20 protein-coding genes are annotated in these 19,264 nt (G+C 63.2%); 7 read left to right on the top strand and 13 right to left on the bottom strand.

Going from position 1 to position 19,264, the window contains the following annotated elements; genetic code table 11:
• Window positions 1-21 precede the first annotated feature (21 nt).
• Window positions 22-426 (top strand): DUF5319 domain-containing protein, encoded by a 405-nt coding sequence (locus R4P65_RS02240; protein ID WP_003940777.1) that lies wholly within the window; start codon window positions 22-24, stop codon window positions 424-426.
• Window positions 427-542: 116 nt separating this feature from the next.
• Here R4P65_RS02240 and R4P65_RS02235 read toward each other — a convergent pair whose 3' ends face one another.
• From R4P65_RS02235 to R4P65_RS02225, 3 genes are all read right to left on the bottom strand, one after another.
• Entirely contained in the window at window positions 543-1,481 is a 939-nt protein-coding gene (locus R4P65_RS02235) for an anti-sigma-D factor RsdA (protein WP_230812288.1), read from the bottom strand.
• Window positions 1,465-2,043, bottom strand: coding sequence for a sigma-70 family RNA polymerase sigma factor (locus R4P65_RS02230; RefSeq protein WP_003940953.1), 579 nt, complete (start codon window positions 2,041-2,043; stop codon window positions 1,465-1,467). The genes R4P65_RS02235 and R4P65_RS02230 overlap by 17 nt, the downstream gene beginning before the upstream one ends.
• A gap of 175 nt (window positions 2,044-2,218) precedes the next feature.
• Complete coding sequence (locus tag R4P65_RS02225) at window positions 2,219-3,064, bottom strand: hypothetical protein (RefSeq protein WP_317825280.1); 846 nt, start codon at window positions 3,062-3,064, stop codon at window positions 2,219-2,221.
• A gap of 604 nt (window positions 3,065-3,668) precedes the next feature.
• Between R4P65_RS02225 and R4P65_RS02220 the strand changes: the two genes are divergently transcribed.
• The 4 genes from R4P65_RS02220 (at window position 3,669) to R4P65_RS02205 (ending at window position 6,291) form a co-directional block, all read left to right on the top strand.
• Window positions 3,669-3,965, top strand: coding sequence for a WhiB family transcriptional regulator (locus R4P65_RS02220; RefSeq protein ID WP_317825279.1), 297 nt, complete (start codon window positions 3,669-3,671; stop codon window positions 3,963-3,965).
• A 165-nt stretch (window positions 3,966-4,130) separates the two neighbouring features.
• On the top strand, window positions 4,131-4,796 hold the full coding sequence (locus tag R4P65_RS02215; protein ID WP_230812285.1) for a fasciclin domain-containing protein: 666 nt from the start codon (window positions 4,131-4,133) through the stop codon (window positions 4,794-4,796).
• Window positions 4,797-4,883: 87 nt separating this feature from the next.
• Window positions 4,884-5,552, top strand: a complete 669-nt coding sequence (locus tag R4P65_RS02210) for a sigma-70 family RNA polymerase sigma factor (RefSeq protein ID WP_317825278.1) — start codon at window positions 4,884-4,886, stop codon at window positions 5,550-5,552.
• A 1-nt stretch (window position 5,553) separates the two neighbouring features.
• Window positions 5,554-6,291 carry an anti-sigma factor gene (locus tag R4P65_RS02205; RefSeq protein WP_317825277.1) on the top strand — a complete coding sequence of 246 codons (738 nt, stop codon included), beginning with the start codon at window positions 5,554-5,556 and terminating at the stop codon, window positions 6,289-6,291.
• A gap of 76 nt (window positions 6,292-6,367) precedes the next feature.
• On the opposite strand, the gene groL is transcribed toward R4P65_RS02205, so the two are convergent.
• Both groL and groES read right to left on the bottom strand, forming a co-directional pair.
• Window positions 6,368-7,978: a chaperonin GroEL gene (gene groL / locus R4P65_RS02200; RefSeq protein WP_317825276.1), complete on the bottom strand. Its 1,611-nt coding sequence runs from the start codon at window positions 7,976-7,978 to the stop codon at window positions 6,368-6,370.
• A gap of 86 nt (window positions 7,979-8,064) precedes the next feature.
• Window positions 8,065-8,364 carry a co-chaperone GroES gene (gene groES, locus R4P65_RS02195; protein ID WP_003940763.1) on the bottom strand — a complete coding sequence of 100 codons (300 nt, stop codon included), beginning with the start codon at window positions 8,362-8,364 and terminating at the stop codon, window positions 8,065-8,067.
• Between the two features lie 233 nt (window positions 8,365-8,597).
• Here groES and R4P65_RS02190 point away from each other — a divergent pair, with 233 nt between their 5' ends.
• Complete coding sequence (locus tag R4P65_RS02190) at window positions 8,598-10,313, top strand: TIGR03767 family metallophosphoesterase (RefSeq protein WP_317825275.1); 1,716 nt, start codon at window positions 8,598-8,600, stop codon at window positions 10,311-10,313.
• A gap of 19 nt (window positions 10,314-10,332) precedes the next feature.
• On the opposite strand, the gene R4P65_RS02185 is transcribed toward R4P65_RS02190, so the two are convergent.
• Window positions 10,333-10,893 (bottom strand): potassium channel family protein, encoded by a 561-nt coding sequence (locus R4P65_RS02185; RefSeq protein ID WP_317825274.1) that lies wholly within the window; start codon window positions 10,891-10,893, stop codon window positions 10,333-10,335.
• A gap of 161 nt (window positions 10,894-11,054) precedes the next feature.
• Between R4P65_RS02185 and R4P65_RS02180 the strand changes: the two genes are divergently transcribed.
• Window positions 11,055-12,644: an Hsp70 family protein gene (locus tag R4P65_RS02180; RefSeq protein ID WP_317825273.1), complete on the top strand. Its 1,590-nt coding sequence runs from the start codon at window positions 11,055-11,057 to the stop codon at window positions 12,642-12,644.
• A 3-nt stretch (window positions 12,645-12,647) separates the two neighbouring features.
• Here the strand turns inward: R4P65_RS02180 and tsaD are convergent, their stop codons facing one another.
• From tsaD to R4P65_RS02145, 7 genes are all read right to left on the bottom strand, one after another.
• Window positions 12,648-13,685: a tRNA (adenosine(37)-N6)-threonylcarbamoyltransferase complex transferase subunit TsaD gene (gene tsaD / locus R4P65_RS02175; protein WP_230812278.1), complete on the bottom strand. Its 1,038-nt coding sequence runs from the start codon at window positions 13,683-13,685 to the stop codon at window positions 12,648-12,650.
• Window positions 13,682-14,176, bottom strand: coding sequence for a ribosomal protein S18-alanine N-acetyltransferase (gene rimI / locus R4P65_RS02170; protein WP_230813198.1), 495 nt, complete (start codon window positions 14,174-14,176; stop codon window positions 13,682-13,684). The genes tsaD and rimI overlap by 4 nt, the downstream gene beginning before the upstream one ends.
• A gap of 8 nt (window positions 14,177-14,184) precedes the next feature.
• Entirely contained in the window at window positions 14,185-14,868 is a 684-nt protein-coding gene (gene tsaB / locus R4P65_RS02165; RefSeq protein WP_317825272.1) for a tRNA (adenosine(37)-N6)-threonylcarbamoyltransferase complex dimerization subunit type 1 TsaB, read from the bottom strand.
• A gap of 136 nt (window positions 14,869-15,004) precedes the next feature.
• Complete coding sequence (tsaE, locus tag R4P65_RS02160; protein WP_317825271.1) at window positions 15,005-15,496, bottom strand: tRNA (adenosine(37)-N6)-threonylcarbamoyltransferase complex ATPase subunit type 1 TsaE; 492 nt, start codon at window positions 15,494-15,496, stop codon at window positions 15,005-15,007.
• The gene (locus tag R4P65_RS02155; protein WP_003940782.1) at window positions 15,486-16,538 is read right to left on the bottom strand and encodes an alpha/beta fold hydrolase; all 1,053 of its coding nucleotides are present in this window, start codon (window positions 16,536-16,538) and stop codon (window positions 15,486-15,488) included. Before R4P65_RS02155 ends, tsaE begins: the two co-directional genes overlap by 11 nt.
• Window positions 16,535-17,737 (bottom strand): alanine racemase, encoded by a 1,203-nt coding sequence (gene alr / locus R4P65_RS02150; protein WP_317825270.1) that lies wholly within the window; start codon window positions 17,735-17,737, stop codon window positions 16,535-16,537. The genes R4P65_RS02155 and alr overlap by 4 nt, the downstream gene beginning before the upstream one ends.
• A gap of 55 nt (window positions 17,738-17,792) precedes the next feature.
• Window positions 17,793-19,226 carry an NAD(P)H-hydrate dehydratase gene (locus R4P65_RS02145; protein WP_317825269.1) on the bottom strand — a complete coding sequence of 478 codons (1,434 nt, stop codon included), beginning with the start codon at window positions 19,224-19,226 and terminating at the stop codon, window positions 17,793-17,795.
• Window positions 19,227-19,264: the final 38 nt, after the last annotated feature.

Raw genomic sequence — 19,264 nt, 5'->3', positions numbered from 1 at the left:
TGACCTGCGTACCGTGGTGCTGTGCGTGATCAACTGCCCCCCGGTCTGCCGCCAGATCCCTTCGCCGGCGACCCAGCTGACCCCTCCGCGGCTCTCGATGCCATCGAGCCGGGCCAACCACTCGACCCCCACGAACGCCAAGCGGTCGAGGAGGATCTCGCTGACCTCGCTGTATACGAGGCACTCCTCGCTCACCGCGGTATCCGCGGTCTCGTAGTCTGCTGCGAGGACTGCCAACAAGATCACTACCACGACTGGGACATGCTGCGCGCAAACCTGCTGCAGCTGCTCGTGGACGGAACCGTCCGCCCCCACGAGCCTGCCTACGACCCGATGCCTGAGGCATATGTCACGTGGGACTACTGCCGTGGATACGCCGACGCGTCGATGAACGAGGCGATGCACGGCGACGGTTTCGACAGCTGAGCGAAACCTCACCAAGTCATACGAAAGTGGCCGACAAGCAATTGCTTGTCGGCCACTTTCGTATGAAGTCAGATAGGAACGATGCCGATCAGGGCTGGGATCTCACGCCTGGGATCTCAGGGCGGGGGTGACGAGAAATCACCGGACGGCGACGAGGCAGGTGCCAGAGACGTCGTTGTCGTGGTGGTGGTCGTTGTAGTCGTGGTTGTTGTCGGCAACGAGGTCGGCGGTGCCGAGGACACCGAGGTGGGCGGCGACTGCAGCTGTACTCCCGGATCCGGTTTGGTCGAACTCGTCGGTCCGCCCGGGCCCTGTGGGCTGACCGGCTTGACCGAGGAGCCAGGAATCGCCGTGTTCAAAGTCGACGGTGCAGCCGGCTGACCACTCGTCGGGGGCGGCGCCAAGGGTGACGTGGTCTCCTGGACCTGCGTCATCAACTTGCCCCAACGCTCGACGAGGTCGGTCTTGTCCTGCGAGTCCTTGACCGCATCGGCACGGTGAGCTGCGTTGTCCAGCACCATCTTTGCCGCGGGAATGTCTCCGGCAGCCAACAAGCGTTCGGCCTTTTCCAGCTCGGACGTCGTGTCGATCTTCGCCACCGTCGAGTTTGCCTCGTCGGTGAAGACGACCTGCTTGACGCCCCAGAGAGCATCGCCGGGCTGGGCGTCGTACGCCATCGCCGTGGCGCCACCGAAGACCACTGCTGCCACAGCTGCGGCGGCGGCGATCGGGCGGACCACACGCAATCGGGAACGGGAACGTGAACGCTGACGATCGGAGAAGCCGGACGGCGTCGCTGTGATCGCAGCGATGACATCGTCCAACAACGGACCCTCGGGCATCGGAGTCGCAACGACATCGTCACGCCATTGCGAGAGAATCAACGCAAGTTCGTACTGTTCGGTGCTATCGGTTGCTACCGGTCCACCACTCGAAATGGATTCGATCAGCGCATCGTCACGCCGAACCGCAGCCAAGTCCACTGGCGTACCGTCGTCGGCGAGATCACCGAGATTCGAAGCGTCACGCCCCTCGTCTCTAGCCAAAGCTCTCACCTGCTTTCGTTACTTCTTTTTTCAGTTTCGCGATCGCCCTGTGCTGAGCGACTCGTACAGCTCCGGCGGTACTACCGACGGCGACGGCCGTTTCCTCGGCCGACATCCCGACCACCAGGCGAAGTATCAAGATTTCTCGATGCTTCTCCGGAAGTGTGCCGAGCAGTTCGTGCATCTGTCTGCTGGACTCCGAATCGAGTGCTCGCTGTTCGGGACCATCATCCAGTGCTATTACATCCGGTACTTCGGAAACGGGCTCCGACTTGTTACGGGCGGAACTTCGATGTGCGTCCGCAACCTTGTGTGCCGCAATTCCGTACACAAAGGCCATGAACGGGCGTCCCTGGTCTTGATAACGCGGCAGTGCGGTCATCACGGCCAGACACACTTCCTGTGCGACGTCGTCAGCGGACAGGTGTCCCCGCTCGGCCGCACCCACTCGACCGCGGCAGTAGCGCACCACCATCGGTCGGATGTTCTCCAGAACCAAAGCTAGAGCTGTACGGTCGCCCTGCGCAGCAGCGGCGACCGCGGTGTCCAACTCATCGCTCGTATTTGTCATCGTCAGCGAAAATCCTGGCGTTACAGTGGCACCTCCCGAGCGGGTGTGCTCCCGCTCTCAGCGGAACCCTCTAAGAGTAACCATCCGGACCGGCTGGTCTCCGCATGCCCGCCCAGCAGTCGCGATATCGAATCACCCCTGTCTGGAATGTTCACCTGAGACTTCGGTGGGGCGGCTACGACAAAGGTAGGAGTGATCCACCACGGCTCGCAATCAGATCGCCGATCTCACGGGCGCTCGGCGAGGTCCTCCCACCGCTCACACCCTCGATCAACATCGACGACGCCCAGGCCAGGGGCAGCAGGCCGTACTGCTGACACCGTGCGAGCACATCCACTGCCGACTCCACGGCCGCGCTTGAGTCTGTTCCGGTCAGAGCGGCGCTGCGCAAGAGATCCGACTTCACGCGGTGCCGGACAGACTCCGATTCCCCTGACAATTCGACGGCGCGTTCTGCGTGTCTGCGGGCGCGCGTGAAGTCACCTCCCGCCAGAGCCAGTTCCGCCGAGACCCATTGGATCCGAATTTCCTGCCGCCACAGCCCACCGTCGACAACCAGAGCACCGTCGTCGAGACGACGCCGACACTCCCCCAACAGCCGCCAGCCCAGCGGAAGCCGGCCGCAGCCGAGGGCGTCCGCAGCCAGACCGGTCAGCGCATCACAGGCAGCCTCCGGGTTGACAGGCGGCCCGTCGACTATCGCGAGTGCGCGCCCGTCGCACGTGGCTGCGAGCGCATGGCGTCCGCTTTGACGAAGAAACGACGCTCTCGTGCTGGCAGACAGAGAGGCAAGGACTCGATCCGAATGCGTCGAGAACCCCGCGGTGCGCCGGTCCAGGACATCCAAGGCCGCCCGCGCTCTGGCGTAGTACCCCTGACCACCCAGAACCACTGCCGTTGTCCACCAATCCCGGGTGGAGCCAGGCGCCGGGAGCCGGTCGAGGTCCGGATCCGCGCCGAATGCGGCGGACTCGAGGGTCTTGGATCGTACAGCTGTTTCAGGGCGCTCAGGACTCGACACAGGTAGATCATCGCAGCAGCCCAGCAGACAAGCGCCCGACCGATGCCATAAGTGGCACAGAAACGCGAAAAGGCAAGTTTGTCGGAGTTAATCAGATATTCAACTGAGATTTGCCAAATGTACTCGTAATGATATTTAACGGGCATATATCCGTGACGTTAACTGCGCATTACTTATTGGACAGACGTCCTAGTTGAAACTTGGGCACTAAGTCCCGAAATGGAGCACAACCCCACCCGCTCAATATCGGACAAATGACGCAAACCGAGCCGAATGTCTGAGTGATTCCGCCGGGCGGTCAGCAGCAAACATATCCCTGATCTGTGGGTTTCGCATCTCGAGCAGCCAGACTTTCCGGTCAGCACCTCGATCGACCCGATTCCAACATCGGCGCAAGGCAACGCACGAAGGACTGGAAATGTAAATATACACTTCGTTAACTCTCGCATTTCGATATATGCCGATCACCACTGAACGAGCCTATTGACGCGATTTACTCAGCACCCTTACGGTTAGCAAGCGTGAACGATTCAGAAGGCCCGGATAACCTCCGGGCAACTTGGTCCGCTCGTTGATCAACGCGAGCTTGCAGTAAGGAGTCAACATGCCTGCACCGAATCACCTTCCAGGCCCCAACGCAGACATCTGGGACTGGCAGATGCACGGTCTGTGCCGCGGAGTCGACTCCTCGATGTTCTTCCATCCCGATGGCGAACGCGGTAGAGCACGTGCCCAGCGCGAAACCCACGCAAAAGAAATGTGCCGTCAGTGCCCGGTGCTGATGCAGTGCCGTAGCCACGCGCTGACCGTCGCCGAGCCGTACGGGATCTGGGGCGGAATGTCGGAAACCGAACGTGAACTACACGCACGCCACCGTCGCACCACTCGCATAGCGTCCTGATACACGCAGGTCGAGAGCACAAGGCCCCCGAGAGTTTTCGGGGGCTTTTGCATGCCCACATCAGTTCGTGAAAAGAATTTCCGACACCGACCCATCCTGTCGACAACCGACTCCGAATGCCTTCTGACAGTGCACCTCAGCACATCCCTTCAGGAAGGCAGACCCATGAACACCTCTACTCGAGTTCTGGCAGTCACCGCAGCAGCCTCTTTCGCCGTCTTCGGCGTAGTCGGTTGCTCCTCCGACGACAACGATTCGTCGACGGACACCTCGAGCGCCGCCATGACGTCTTCGCCCATGGGATCGAGCATGTCTCCCAGCAGCGCGATGGCAGAGCCCGCTTCTGATCTGGTCGGTGCCGGTTGTGCCGACTACGCCGCTGCAGTGCCGAGCGGCGCCGGATCGGTCAGCGGAATGGCCCAGGATCCGGTTGCCACAGCGGCATCCAACAATCCGTTGCTCACCACCTTGACCGCTGCGGTCTCCGGCCAGCTCAACCCGGACGTCAACTTGGTCGACACTCTCAACGGTGGCGAGTTCACCGTCTTTGCACCGATCGACTCGGCATTCGCCAAGATCGACCCCGCCACGATCGACAGCCTCAAGACGGACAGCGCCACGCTGACCAAGATCCTCACCTACCACGTGGTTCCCGGCCAGATCGCCCCTGACGCAATCGACGGAACTCACCCCACCGCCGAGGGCGGAACAGTCACCGTCACCGGATCCGGTGACAACATCAAGGTCAACGACGCAACCGTCGTCTGCGGTGGAGTCAAGACCGCAAACGCCACCGTCTACCTCATCGATTCGGTGCTGATGCCGCAGTAGTCCCCACCCGCTGTGCGCCTTTGTCAACCCCCGCGGTTAACAAAGGCGCACAGCGGCCAACGGCGGGCCTAGAGAAAAGAACCGGACATGCACGCTACGGTTGTACGCGATGAAGCGAGACAACTCTTCGTGAGCGAGCCAGACCATGCGTCGGATGCGGCCGGCGCATGCCCGACGGACAATTCTGCGGCCCGCACCGCGCGAATCGTGGAATCACGCGAGCTGGCCGTGATCCTCGCGAATGTTGCCGGCGGCGACCAGGGCGCCTTCGCCGAGTTCTACGACCGAACCAGCTCCCGCGTCTACGGCATGGTTCTGCGTGTACTCCGTGATCCAGGCTTCTCCGAGGAAGCAGTCCAAGAGGTCTACCTCCAAGCCTGGAAATCAGCCGACAGTTTCGATCCGGCCAAGGGGTCCGCACTCGCCTGGCTCCTGACGCTCGCTCACCGCCGCGCGGTGGACCGCGTCCGCTCCGAACAGTCGAGTTCGGATCGACAGGCTCTCTACGACACCACCAATGCGACTCCCGAGTTCGACGTCGTCAGCGACGAAGTGACACGAAGAGACGAGCATCGTGCTGTCACCGACTGTCTCGAGACACTGACGGACACTCAGCGCCAATCGGTGACTCTCGCCTACTACGGCGGCCGAACGTACCGCGAGGTGGCCGAAGATCTCGGCGTGGCGATTCCCACGATCAAGTCGCGAATTCGCGACGGACTACTGCGCCTACGTGGATGTTTGGGGGTGATGTGAGATGGACGAAGAGCTGATCGACTACGCGTACGCCTACGCGATCGATGCGTTGGACCTCGACGAGCGCCGTGAGGTCGACAGACGACTTGCCGCTTCAGACTCCGCGACCCGAGCCGAATTCGGCGCCCAGGTCCGACTCACCGCCGAAACCATGGCTGCGATGACCGTCGTCGACGCCGTCGAGCCCCCGCCGTCACTGCGCAGCAGCGTCCTCGCCTCGATCTCGGAACAGACCGCTGCTGCCGACGCCCCGATCTCGCTGGCCGAGCGCCGTAACCGTCGACGCCCGTGGACCATGGCGCTTGCCGCGGCCGCCGCAGTCGCAATCCTGGTCGGCGGCATCGGAATCGGACGCACGCTGTCCGACAACACACCGCCGCAGAACTCCGCGTCCGAAATCATGGCAGCACCTGACGTTCATGCCACCACGCGTGAGATCCCGGGCGGCGGTAGTGCGACGACGCTGTTCTCCCCCTCCGAAGACGCGGCAGTTCTCGTGATGAACGATGTGACTCCCCCGAGCCCGGATACCGTCTACCAGATGTGGCTGGTGCCGGGCGACACCGACAGCACCACGATGATCCCGATGGGGACGATGGCTCCGGGCGACGTCAAACCCACTACCCAGGTGGTGCTCGACGGCATCGGCCCGAACACGAAGTTAGCGTTCACGATCGAACCTCCCGGCGGATCGCAGCAGCCGACCAGCGAGCCGTTCGCGACGATCCCGCTCATCTGATCACCAGACGAACGAAGAGATCCCCCACCGGAATCCGGTGGGGGATCTCTTCTTTGTCGAAACTACGAGCAGCGAGTCAGTGGCTGTGACCGTGTCCGGTGCCGGCAACTTCCTCGGTCGGCTTCTCGACGACGGCACTCTCGGTGGTGAGGATCATGCGCGCGACGGAAGCGGCGTTGACCACTGCCGAGCGAGTGACCTTGACCGGGTCGACGACGCCGTCGGCAAGCAGGTTGCCGTAGGTGAGGGTGGCGGCGTTGAAGCCTTCGCCCTTGGTCATCTCGGCGACCTTGCTGACAACGACGGAACCGTCGATGCCTGCGTTGCTGGAGATCCAGAACAACGGAGCGTTGAGGGCTTCACGGACCACGGCTACGCCGGTGGCCTCGTCGCCCGACAGACCGAGGTTCCCGATCAGAGCTGTACCGGCCTGAACGAGAGCCGATCCGCCACCGGGGACGATGCCTTCGGCAACCGCTGCCTTGGCTGCGTTGACCGCATCCTCGACGCGGAACTTGCGTTCCTTCAGATCGGTTTCGGTGGCTGCGCCGACCTTGATGACGGCCACGCCACCGGACAGCTTCGCCAGACGCTCTTCGAGCTTCTCGCGGTCCCAATCCGAATCGGTGTTCTCGATCTCGCGACGCAACTGCGCAACGCGGGTCGCGATGTCGTCAGCGGTGCCTGCACCGTCGACGATGACCGTCTCGTCCTTGGTGACGACAACGCGGCGAGCGCTACCGAGCAATTCGAGGCCGGCTTCCTTGAGGGAGAGACCGACGTCGGTGTTGATGACGGTGCCTGCCGTGACGACTGCGAGGTCGTCGAGGAATGCCTTGCGACGATCACCGAAGAACGGCGCCTTGACGGCGACGGCCTTGATGGTCTTGCGGATGGAGTTGACCACCAGGGTGGAGAGAACTTCACCCTCGATGTCCTCGGCGATGATCAAGAGCGGCTTGCCGGATTCGGCAACCTTCTCGAGCAGCGGCAGGAAATCGGGAAGTGAGCTGATCTTCTCGCGGAAGAGCAGGATCAGCGCGTCTTCGTAGACGGCCTTCTGCGCATCGATGTCGGTGACGAAGTAGGGCGAGAGGTAGCCCTTGTCGAACTGAACGCCTTCGGTGACAACGAGTTCGGTTGCAACGGTGGAGGATTCCTCGACCGTCACGACGCCGTCGGTTCCGACACGGGTGAGTGCCTCGCCGACGAGCTTGCCGATCTCTTCGTCACGCGAGGAGACAGTGGCGACCTGAGCGATCGACTTCTCACCCTCGACGGGGGTGGCTGCGGCGAGCAGTTCCTCGACGACCTTGTCGGCTGCGGCGTTGATGCCGACGCCGAGCGCCATCGGGTTTGCGCCCGCTGCGATGTTCTTGAGTCCGCCGCGAACGATGGCCTGGGCCAGGACGGTCGCGGTGGTGGTGCCGTCGCCGGCAACATCGTTGGTCTTGGTGGCGACGCTCTTGACGAGCTGTGCGCCGAGGTTCTCGAAGGGATCTTCGAGCTCGATCTCACGGGCGATGCTCACACCGTCGTTGGTGACGGTGGGGCCGCCGAATGCCTTGGCGAGCACGACGTGGCGTCCACGCGGGCCCAAGGTCACCTTGACGGCGTCGGCAAGCTTGTCGACTCCGGCTTCGAGAGCGCGGCGTGCGGTCTCGTTGAACGCAATTTGCTTGGACATCTGTTCTGTCAGCTCCTGAATCTTCGGGGCGTGAACGCATTCCGCCCCGGGATCCTGTGTGGACTCCGGGGCGGATCACGTGTGTCTTACTTGGAGACGACAGCCAGCACGTCGCGTGCCGACAGGATCAGGTATTCCTGGCCGGCGTACTTGATCTCGGTTCCGCCGTACTTGGAGTAGATGACCGTGTCACCCTCCTTGACGTCGACCGGGATGCGGTTGCCCTGCTCGTTGACGCGGCCTTCGCCGACTGCAACGACGGTGCCCTCCTGGGGCTTTTCCTTGGCTGTGTCAGGAATGACCAGGCCGGAAGCCGTCGTCGTTTCAGCCTCGTTGGCCTGGACGAGGATCTTGTCCTCGAGCGGCTTGATGTTGACGCTCGCCACGATGAGCCCTCCACTTTGGGGTATGTGCGTCCGAGGCGATCCTCGGACAGCTGTTTGGGTATGCCGTTTACGGCGCGTCACTGCAGTCCCGTCGTCGCGGGTGCCGGAACTCGATCAGCGCCAATTGGCACTCTATACGTGAGAGTGCCAACCCTCAAGGACTGGGCGCATTTTTCTCTTCGTCCTGAGCGAAACAGGACAGCCGTCCACCACGTTCACCTATTGTTCACTTCGTGACGAACATCAATCGCCGTAGTTTTCTGACCTTCGCCGGACTCGGCGCCGTCGGCGCGGTCAGCCTTGGCAAGCCGTGGGGCCTGCAATATGCAGGCGCGTCGACCATTCCGACGTCAGGTCCTGGCACCACTCTCGAGTCCGTGTCCACCCCCGTCAGCAGCAGCGGCTACACCAAGCTCACCGCCGGGCCGGGTTGGGCGAACATCGTGCGCAGCGAGTTGGCCGAGCCGAAGTCAGGACGCGAGGATCGCCGCACCGCACTCGCCTCGCTCGTGCAGCTGACCGACGTCCACATCGTCGACGCCCAGTCCCCCATGCGATTCGAGTACGTACACCAGATCACCGGCTCGGCGTTCCGCCCACAGGAGACTCTGACGGCGCACGGGCTGATTTCACTTGTCCGACGAGTCAATTCGATCGGCAGTGGCCCGCACACGTCGCGACCCTTCGATGCCGTTGTCACCACCGGCGACAACACGGACAACAAGGAATTCGCCGAACTCGACTGGTTCCTCACCTCCCTCAATGGTGGAACCGTCGTTGCCAACACCGGCGCCAAGGATCGCTACGAGGGTGTGCAGAACTCGGGTGCCGATCTCTACTGGAACCCCGAGTCACCGATGCTCGACATGTACAAGAAGGCCGGTTTTCCCGAGATCCCCGATTTCTTCGGTGCCGCTTTCACTCCCGTGTCGAGCCCCGGCCTGAACACCCCTTGGTATTGCGTGTTCGGCAATCACGACGATTCGGTGTCCGGCACGGTGCCCAGCGGCATCCCGCCGCTCGAAGCGATGTACACAGGCTCTCTCAAATTCGAGGTGCCCGGTTCACCGGAGCAGGCCAAGCAGATTGACATCGCCACCAAGTTCGATCCCAGTGCGATTCCCGGAATCCTTTCCGCCTTCACGACGCCGCCGCGCCAGGTCACCCCCGACCCGTCGCGCGCACCGTTCACACCCCGGCAGTTCATCGCCGCACATCTTGATCCCGCGCACACCGGTCCCGGCCCCGTCGGACACGGTTTCGCCCCCGACGCCGGCGAAACCGGGATCGGTTACTACTCGTTCCAAATCGCACCGGGCGTCGTCGGCATCAGCATGGACTCCACCAACCGCGCGGGCCTTGTCGACGGTTCGCTGGGCGCCGCTCAGTTCCAGTGGATCGAGAACACCCTGCGCGCCGGCAGCAGCACCTACTACGACGCCGCGGGCTCTCGCGTCACCGAGTCGCGAAGTGACACGTATTTCGTGCTGTTCAGTCATCACACGAGCGACACGATGGACAATCTCATTCCCGACCCCGAGAACGTCCTCGAGCCACGCCTGCGCGGTTCACAGCTTCTCGACTTGCTGCATCGTTTCCCGAACGTACTTGCCTGGGTCAACGGACACACCCACGAGAACAAGATCACCCCGTGGCCCGGCGCGACCCCCGAGCAGGGCTTCTGGGAGATCAACACCGCCTCTCACATCGACTACCCGCAACTCGGGCGCATCATCGAGATCGCGGACAACCACGACGGAACGGTGTCGTTGCTTGCGACGCTCTTCGAAGCGGAGAGCCCCAATTCCGTCGACTACAGCGACAAGTCGGCAGCCGGACTCGCCTCGCTGTACCGCGAACTGTCGTTCAACGACATCCACCGCGACCCGAAGCTGACGGGTACCGGCGTCGACCAGAACGTCGAATTGTTGGTTCACACCGGACGATGACTCCGATTGCCGCAGTGTCCTAGGTGATTTCAGGTCCGCTCGAAGGCGAGCGGTGCGCTTTCGCCCACGACACTGCGGCAACGACGAATCGAACACCGAATCCGATCAACACCAGATTGCAGACGATCTGAAGGCTCACGAGCCCCCTGGCAAGGTCCGTCTGCGCGGCGATGTCGCCGAATCCGACTGTCGAGAAGACGGACAACGAAAAGTACAGCGCCGCCATACGCGACAGCGGTTCGGTAAAACTGCCGGGGCTTGCATGCTCGACCGAAAAATAGGTGATGGATACCAACAACAAGTACGTCGGCATCACTACCGCCACAGCTTCCACGGCCTGCAGAGAAGGCACATCGGAACGCAGAATTCGCCACACCTGCCAGGTGGTCACGGCAAGTACCGCGGCGCCTCCACCGATCAAGAGGACGATTGCACTCGCGGTATGTACATCGATCCACGGCAGAAAGAAATATGCGCATCCGAAGGCGATCACCGTCAGCGTGGGTCGAAGCACTGCACCACGGATCAGCGCGCGTCGTCGTTTCCGGTCGATGTGGGGAGAATCGCCTTTTTTCCGCATGAATCAATGATCGACAATTTCGCAGGTAAAACCACCCTTTCGGTCCGAAAAGGGCGTCACGGAGACGAAAAGCACTGAGCAATCCTCACGAACCTTCTGTAACGTTCATATAACGGCGGTCGATTGAACATTGACCGGTATTGACTGCGAGGAGGTGCGCGATGAGTTGTTCACTGGGAATTTCCACTGGATCTTCCGGTGTCTATTCAGCCCTCGTCGACACCGATACCAGCACAAACGCGCCAGGAGCCGTGCCTGCCGAGACCCGATTCGTCTCGGCCGATCAGGCCAATTCCAATGTCGGCGACCTCGTCCGCGCTTCCATCAAGCTGATGACGACGCAGGTAACGGACGGATCTGCGGCGCCGCGCTCGATCGGTGTCAGCTATCGCACGGACGATCAACTCGCGAGTATCAGGTCATCGCTCTCCCGCTCGCCGAAGCAGGTCCGTGCCATCCCCGAACCTGCCGCCGTACACGCTTACCTTGCCGAGACCGGGAAGACTGAGCGGTACGACGCGACAGCTCAGGTGGACGTCGGGGATCAGGGCCTGACCGTGTCCGTGGTCGACCACACCGGTGAAGTTCTGCACTCTGACCGTATCGACGCCCTCGCGGGGGCCGGAATCGACCGGGCATTGGTCGACTTCGTGACGGAGAAGGCGCCAGGGCACTTGCGCCGGTATACCGACGCAGAACTTCTTGCCGCCCGGTGCCATGTCGCCAAAGAGCAACTGTCCACGGCCACCAAGGTGACCATCGACCTTCCGGTCGACGCGATGGCGATCACGCGCGACGAGTTCGAGGCCATCATCGCCCCGGATATCGAGCGCGCCGTCACCTTCATCCGTGAAGTCGTGAACGGCTCACCGCGGCCCGTCGGTGCCGTCGTACTCATCGGCGGTGGCGCACACATTCCAGCCGTGCGGTCCGCCGTCGCCGCTGCCGTCGATGTCCCCCTGGTCGAGATCGTCGAGCCCGAGACTGCGGCAACCAAAGGTGCTGCACTCCTGGCAGATTCGATCACCGCAATTCGTTTCCCGCTGCTGGGCTCCGGAAGTGACCAGCGCTCCGGATCCACCGCCAAGGTCTCGGGAGCTTTGATCGGTGCGCTCGTGGTCGGCGGACTGGTACTTGGCTACGGCGCAAAGGAATTGGTGCCGACCGACGACACCGCGGTCTCGCCCGTCGGAACCGGGTCGACCACGACGACGGTGAGCCCCGAAGCGACACCGAGCACCGGATCGACGATCATTCCGTCTCACGATCCTCTGCCTTCGGTAGCAGGCAGCACTTACCCTCAGTACGGTTATCCCACAACCCCGTTCGACTCACAGCCGTACGACACGCACTCGTACACAACGCATCAGTACACACTTCCGCCTGCACCGATCCCGGACACCTCGACGACAACTACGCCGCCGACCACGACAACGACCACTCCGAATTGGCCGACCATCCCCGGAATCACGCTGCCCGATCCACCGGCGTGGTGGCCGACGCTTCCGGACACCGAGGCGACGCCCCCGATCGATCCGACCGAGGCAAACCCCGGCAGCGGTCTCGGCCCGGGTGAGAGCGGCGGCGAGAACCCGACGACGCCGGAAAATCCTGGATCCGGTTCCACCGAGACCGAAATCACTACCCCCGGCGGTGGTGATCCGACGACGAAGCCCAGTGAACCGAATACGTCGATGCCCGAAAACGGTCCCGCGATCACACCGGATCGGGAACCGGCCCCCGTCGGCTGATTCTCAGCGCATCAACTGGCTGACTGAGACCGACAGCCCCGGGTCCGTCGCAACACTCAATTCCGAAGGGCCTGCGCCGTTTCCGATCAGGTGGGCGGCCAACGAAGCGATCATCACACCGTTGTCCGTGCACAGTCGAGGTTTCGGAATGCGCAACGTGATGCCCGCTTCGGCGCAGCGCTGCTCAGCGAGTGAGCGGATACGCGAATTGGCCGTGGCGCCGCCGCCGAGAACCAACGTGTCGACCCCGACGTCCTCGGCTGCACGCACTGCCTTCATCGTCAGGACGTCTGCAACCGCTTCCTGGAACGAGGCAGCGATGTCCGGGATCGAAAAGGTCTCGCCTGCGCGCTCTTTCGATTCGACATAGCGCGCGACGGACGTCTTGAGTCCCGAGAACGAGAAGTCGTGCCGCGAATCGCGCGGCCCCGTCATGCCGCGAGGGAAGGCGATTGCGTTCCGATCTCCCTCTTGCGCAGCAGCATCGAGTGCCGGCCCACCGGGAAAGCCGAGTCCGAGCAACCTGGCCACCTTGTCGAAGGCCTCGCCGGCGGCATCGTCGACGGTCGTGCCCAGTTCGACAATGGGCTTGCCCAGATCTTCGACGTGAAGCAGGTGCGTGTGACCACCGGAGACCAGCAATGCGACGCACGAGGGCAACGGACCGTGCTCGAGAGTGTCCACCGAGACGTGACCGCCGAGATGATTGACCGCATAGAACGGAATGTTCCATGCTGCCGCATAGGCTTTCGCGGCGGCGACACCGACCAGCAGCGCGCCGGCCAGGCCGGGTCCGATGGTGACGGCTAGTGCGTCGGGCTTCTCGATACCGGCGGCAGCAAGGGCACGGCGCATCGTCGGCACTATCGCCTCGAGGTGAGCCCGCGAGGCCACTTCGGGAACCACTCCCCCGTACCTGGCGTGCTGATCCACGCTCGATGCCACCTCGTCGGCCAACAGTTCGCAGGTTCCGTCACCGTTCCAGCGGACGATACCCACACCTGTTTCGTCGCAAGAGCTTTCGACACCCATGACGATCATGCTTGCTGCTCCTCAATTTCGCGGACACCGAGCACGGCGGGCCGTCTCATCGTGTACGCATCTGCCCCACTGGGCTGGTAGTACTTCTTTCGTGTTCCGACGATCTCGAATCCTTCGCGCCGGTACAGCGCGATGGCAGGTTCGTTGTCGGTGCGCACTTCCAGGAACACCGGGCACTGCCGTGAATCCGCCAGCGTCAGAAGCGCATCGAGCAATGCGCCGCCGATTCCCACCCGCTGAGCCGAAGGATCCGTGCCGATGGTGTGAACCTCGGCCTCCATGTTCGGCGACGCCCCCAACAGAGCAACTCCGGCGTAGCCGAGGACATGACCGTCGGGTTCTCTGGCAACGAAGTAATGATTATGTGCACCCGCAAGCTCCGAGACGAAGGCTTGCGCGCTCCATGGTCCGTCGCCCGCGAACAAGGCGCGTTCCAATTCGGCGCATCGTTCGGCGTCATCGACGTTCATCGGCTCGATGCTGTACTTCATCTGCTCTGTCACTTGCCACGTTCTGCGAGGGTCTTCGCGTCCGGGCGTCGGAGGTACAGCGGCTCTAGCGGGGCCGGAACCGATCCGGCCAGAATCTCGCGAGCAGCGACTGTCACCAACCCGGCCGGTGACGGCGTCTCAGCCGGTTCGACGGGAAGATCGAAGAAGTCCACATGCGAAGCGGATCCGGCGATCAGCGTCGAAGGCGAAGGATCAACGTCGCCGGCGGAATTCACAGCCGGTCCTTCGACGCGCACTCCGCCGTCGTAGCGCGCCCAATATATCTCGCGACGCCTCGCGTCGGTCACGACGAGCAAGCTCTCCGTGGTCGGTACCGCAGCCGCGATGGCATCGAGGCTGCAGACGCCGTACACGGGTACACCGAGAGCATCGCCGAAGGCAGCGCCAGTCGCCATGCCGACACGCAAGCCTGTGTACGGCCCCGGCCCGACACCCACTACGACGGCGTTCAACTCGGCCGGTGTGAGCCCTGCCTCGGCGAGGCATTCGAGGACGTGAGGGGTCAAGACCTCGGCGTGCGCACGAGGATTGACCGTGACACGCACGGCAAGCGTCTCCACTGTGTTCTGTGACTCTGTGTCCGGTGACTCTGGGTCCGGTGTCGAAGCCGACAGGGAGACGACTCCGGCAGTGACTGCCGGAGTGGAGGTGTCAATTGCGAGAACAAGCACGATTTCTCAGGGTACTCGCACGTGAAGAACCACTTCCGGCCCGGGAGGGTCACGACGGCTGTGACACGAAACGCCGTTTCACGACGTCGGTGACACGAAACGCCGTTTCACGACGTCGGTGACACGAAACTCAGTTTCACGACGTCCAAGACCAACTCGCTGTCCGCACATCCGATTCGGGTTCACGATGTAGCTGCACTCGCAGGTGCCGTTCGACGAGCCTTTCCACGACATCGCCACCCCATTCGACCACCACCACTGCATCGGTGAGGTCTGTGTCGAGGTCGAGAGCATCGAGTTCGTCGAGTGCGTGCGGTCCGCTGTCGCCCAGTCGGTATGCGTCGACGTGAATCATGCCGACGGGATCGCCGCCGCCGGGACGGGTGCCCGGTCGATGCTCACGCGCGATGACAAACGTGGGGGACGTCACCCGCCCCTGCACCCCGAGGCCCGCTCCGATTCCGCGAGTAAGCGCCGTCTTGCCTGCCCCGAGCGGTCCGTCGAGCACCACCAGGTCGCCGGCAACAAGTCCCGCCGCCAATCGTCGGCCGAAAGCCTCGGTATCCTCGGCCGTTTCCAATGTGATCTGTCCGGATTCGGGAAGTCCGGTGGAGTTCTCAGCCGACATCGGACCGCTCTTCGACCTGTGCACGCTGCACCAGCTTGTCGATTGCGTCCGTGACGATCGCCGGGAACTCGAGCTGCACCAGATGGCCGGCCCCGTGAACTCTCACGAGTTCCGATTCGGGGAGATCGGCAGCGAGACGCTTGGAGCTGATGAACGGAATCATCATGTCTTGATCGCCGCAGATCACGACTGCCGGTGTGTGCGCGAGGACCTCTAAGGACGCGGACTCGTCGTGCAGTTCCAACGTCCGCAGGAAATTCACGATGGTCACAACCGAGGTCCGGTCGAGCATGCCGTCCGACAGCTCATGCAGCCGCGGGCTGACATCGGTGCCGTACGACGCCGCGCGCAAAATCGGCGTGATCAGTACTCGCGCAGCGCCCCGAGCGTGCTGAACCACTCCTGGTGAGGTGCGCACTGCCAACCGGAATCCGTCGATGATCGGGTTCTGCAGATTGCGGGTCAGGCCGGTCTCGGCCAGTCCTGCCGCAGTCGTCGCGACCAGCCCGACACCGATGACTCGGCCCTCGAACCATTCGGGTCGCTGACCGGCGAGCGCGAGTACCGTCATGCCGCCCATCGAGTGACCGACGAGAACTATCGGCCCCTTCGGTACCTTGGCCTCGACGACGGTCGCGAGGTCGCGGCCGAGCTGCGACACCGTACAACTCTTCGAGCGCGGCATACCCGAATCTCCGTGTCCGCGCTGGTCGTAGAACACCATGCGAACCTTGTTGCCCCATCGCTCTTCGAGCTGGCGGCGCTGGAAATGCCAGGACAGCGCACTCAGGCAATATCCGTGCACGAAAACGACTGTCAGCGGAGCGTCGTCCGGTCCCACTTCGCGAACTGCCAGCTCGACGCCGTCCTCGGTGCGCACAGTGCTCTTGCGGTCGCGCGTCATGAGGTCGAAGTCCTCGTCGGCGTAGATTTCGCGGCCCGGACGCGTCGCGGTCTTGAATGCGTTCACGCCGGCCATCGACCCGAGCGCCACAGCGCTGAGCAGGCCACCGAGAATGCTCATCTTTCCTGCAGTCTTCATGACGTCTCTCCCCCGATGTACGTACGCACAGTGCGTCCACGTATTCCGGTCACCACCTCGTAGTGAATGGTGTCGAGTACGTCGGCCCAGGCCTGCGCGTTGGGTTCGCCGTGATCGCCGTTCCCGAAGAAGATCGCGGTGTCACCTTCGCGAACTCCGTCACCGTCCGGCCCCAGGTCCACCAGCACCTGGTCCATACAGATCCGTCCGACCGCCTGGCGACGCTTACCGCCCAACTGCACTTCGAACTTGCCGCTCAGTGAACGAGACAAGCCATCGGCGTAGCCGACGGGCAGCAGCGCAAGAGTGGTGTCGTGCGGTGCGACCCACTGATGCCCGTAGGAGACGCCCTCTCCGGCGGCCACCTTCTTCACCAGAATCACCTTCGCTCGCAGCGTCATCGCCGGTCGTAAACCGAAATCTCCGAGTTCAGGCACCGGAGACAATCCATATATCGCGATTCCGGGTCGAACCATGTCAAATCGCAGGTCAGGGCGGGTCACCGTCGCTGCCGAGTTTGAAAGGTGAACAACTTCGGGGTCGAATCCGTGGGCACGGACGTCGGCAACCGCGTCGATCAGGCGCTGCTTCTGCATGTCGATGACGTCATGATGTGGCTCGTCGGAGTGTGCAAGGTGCGAAAACACTCCACGTAACCGGATCGTGCCCTCGTCTCGGGCAGCGGCGAGGTCGTCGAGCATCTGCGGCCACTCGGTTCTCGATACGCCGTTGCGATTGAGACCGGTGTCCACCTTGAGCGTCACCGTCGCCGGTAGTCCGAGAACGCGTGCCGCGTCGACCACAGCAGCCAGGTGTCGCGTCGAGGACACGCCGATCTCGACATCGGATCGGATCGCCGAGGAGAAATCGGCGTCGACGCCATGCAGCCAGGCCAGGACGGGAGCGGTGATGCCTGCCTCGCGAAGAACCAATGCCTCCGCGATGGTGGTGACGCCGAGTTCCCGGGCTCCGGCCGAGAGCGCCGTCCGCGCCACCGCAACTGCGCCGTGGTTGTATCCGTCCGCCTTGATGACCGCCATCAACGCGGCGTCCCCGGCAAATTCACGCAGAACACGCACGTTGTGCGCGATAGCGTCCAGATCGACGACTGCCTCAGTCTGCGGCCCTACTGCGGTGTCGAGCTGGCTCGACTTCCCCTCCGCAGGCTCCTTCGGTGCTCTTCCCTGGGCAAGCGTCATGACGACAATCCTGCCACCCACACAGGATCGGACACGTGTTCGGGTTTGAACATACTCAGTTCTGGGCAAAAGAGCGGAGCACACGCACCGACTCGCGTAGTCCCCCCAGCAGGGGTGACGCCGAAATCGGTGCTCCGGCGACATCGCTCTGATCGCCGGCGGCGGCGATATTCGCAGCCAACGCGTGGGCCCGCGCGCCGACGGCCCCGGCCTCGAGGGGGCTCAGACCCGCAGCCAGCAACGCGCCGATCACGCCGGAGAGGATGTCACCCGAACCTGCCGTCGACGCCCAGGAGCCGCCGGCGTCGTTGACGAGGACCTCACCGCGCGGATCCGAGATCACCGTCGTATGGCCCTTCAGTAGAACCGTGACTCCGAGTCGTTCGGCAAGAGCGCGCGTGGCTGCGATTCTGTCGTCGCCGAGTGGTGTGAACCGTGCGAACTCGCCGGCGTGGGGCGTCACAAGTGTCGGCGCAGTTCGTGCTGCGACAAGTTCGGGACGCTGAGCCAGCAGGGTCAGTCCGTCCGCGTCGACAACAACGGGTACATCGGTAGCGAGTACCGACGCGAGAAGTCGCGCAGCGGCGTCGTCGGTACCCATACCGGGGCCGACCACCCAGGCTTGAACCCGCCCCGCAGACTCGAAGGTCTCACTGGCGATCACCTCCGGGGACCGGGACAGTACCTCTGCGGCTCCGTGTCCGGCGTAGCGGACCAGGCCGGAGGTCGCGGTCACCGCGGCGCCGGTACAGAGCACGCCCGCGCCCGGATACTGCTCACTTCCCGCAACGATGCCCACCACACCCTGCGAATACTTGTCATCCTCAGGGCCAGGTACCGGCCACAGCGCGCCGACCTCGGCCGGATCGAGTGAACCGAACTCCGGTTCGCCGACGCTCAATCCGATGTCCACGAGTTCGACACGACCACACAGCGGAGCCGCGAGTATGTGTACCGGTTTGAGCGCACCGAATGTGACCGTCACATCAGCGCTTACCGAGGGGCCGTCCACTGCGCCGGTGTTCGCGTCGACGCCGCTCGGCAGATCGACCGCCACGATCGGCGCATCCACCTGGCCGACGAGCTCAGCTGCATTCGGCCGCAGACCGCCGTGCCCGGATATCCCGACGATCCCGTCGATCACCAGATCTGGCGCCCCGACTTCGGCGGCGACTCGGCCACCGGCCTTCAGAAGAGCGTCGAGGCCCGCCCGATGAGCGCGCGCCGGGTCGAGCAACACGGCCCGCACGCTCACACCTCGTTTGCGGAGCAACGCACCCGCCCACAGGGCATCACCGCCGTTGTCGCCGGTACCGACCAGAAGCGTCACCGACCGATGCGCGACCGACCCTGTACGGGAACGTAATTCGTCCGCGACGACTCGCGCAAGGCCGTAGGCCGCTCGACGCATCAGCACCCCGTCTGGCAGCTTGTCGAGCAGCGGCGCCTCCGCTGCTCTCACCTGATCGGCTGTGTAGTACCCACGCATGTCGGAACCCTTCAGTTGCCGTCGCTACCCTCGGAACC

Source organism: Rhodococcus sp. IEGM 1318 (assembly GCF_033142465.1).
Taxonomy (GTDB): Bacteria; Actinomycetota; Actinomycetes; order Mycobacteriales; family Mycobacteriaceae; genus Rhodococcus_F; species Rhodococcus_F qingshengii_B.
This window is presented reverse-complemented; position numbering and strand designations above follow the sequence as displayed.

Excerpts from the sequence above, each read along its gene's own strand:
- tsaE (WP_317825271.1), bottom strand. The coding sequence starts at position 15,496 with ATGTCGGCTGAGAACTCCACCGGACTTCCCGAATCCGGACAGATCACA.
- R4P65_RS02155 (WP_003940782.1), bottom strand. The coding sequence starts at position 16,538 with ATGAAGACTGCAGGAAAGATGAGCATTCTCGGTGGCCTGCTCAGCGCT.
- R4P65_RS02145 (WP_317825269.1), bottom strand. The coding sequence starts at position 19,226 with ATGCGTGGGTACTACACAGCCGATCAGGTGAGAGCAGCGGAGGCGCCG.
- R4P65_RS02180 (WP_317825273.1), top strand. The coding sequence starts at position 11,055 with ATGAGTTGTTCACTGGGAATTTCCACTGGATCTTCCGGTGTCTATTCA.
- alr (WP_317825270.1), bottom strand. The coding sequence starts at position 17,737 with ATGACGCTTGCCCAGGGAAGAGCACCGAAGGAGCCTGCGGAGGGGAAG.
- R4P65_RS02230 (WP_003940953.1), bottom strand. The coding sequence starts at position 2,043 with ATGACAAATACGAGCGATGAGTTGGACACCGCGGTCGCCGCTGCTGCG.
- R4P65_RS02185 (WP_317825274.1), bottom strand. The coding sequence starts at position 10,893 with ATGCGGAAAAAAGGCGATTCTCCCCACATCGACCGGAAACGACGACGC.
- tsaD (WP_230812278.1), bottom strand. The coding sequence starts at position 13,685 with ATGATCGTCATGGGTGTCGAAAGCTCTTGCGACGAAACAGGTGTGGGT.
- groL (WP_317825276.1), bottom strand. The coding sequence starts at position 7,978 with ATGTCCAAGCAAATTGCGTTCAACGAGACCGCACGCCGCGCTCTCGAA.
- R4P65_RS02215 (WP_230812285.1), top strand. The coding sequence starts at position 4,131 with ATGAACACCTCTACTCGAGTTCTGGCAGTCACCGCAGCAGCCTCTTTC.
- R4P65_RS02220 (WP_317825279.1), top strand. The coding sequence starts at position 3,669 with ATGCCTGCACCGAATCACCTTCCAGGCCCCAACGCAGACATCTGGGAC.
- R4P65_RS02205 (WP_317825277.1), top strand. The coding sequence starts at position 5,554 with ATGGACGAAGAGCTGATCGACTACGCGTACGCCTACGCGATCGATGCG.
- R4P65_RS02210 (WP_317825278.1), top strand. The coding sequence starts at position 4,884 with ATGCACGCTACGGTTGTACGCGATGAAGCGAGACAACTCTTCGTGAGC.
- rimI (WP_230813198.1), bottom strand. The coding sequence starts at position 14,176 with ATGAAGTACAGCATCGAGCCGATGAACGTCGATGACGCCGAACGATGC.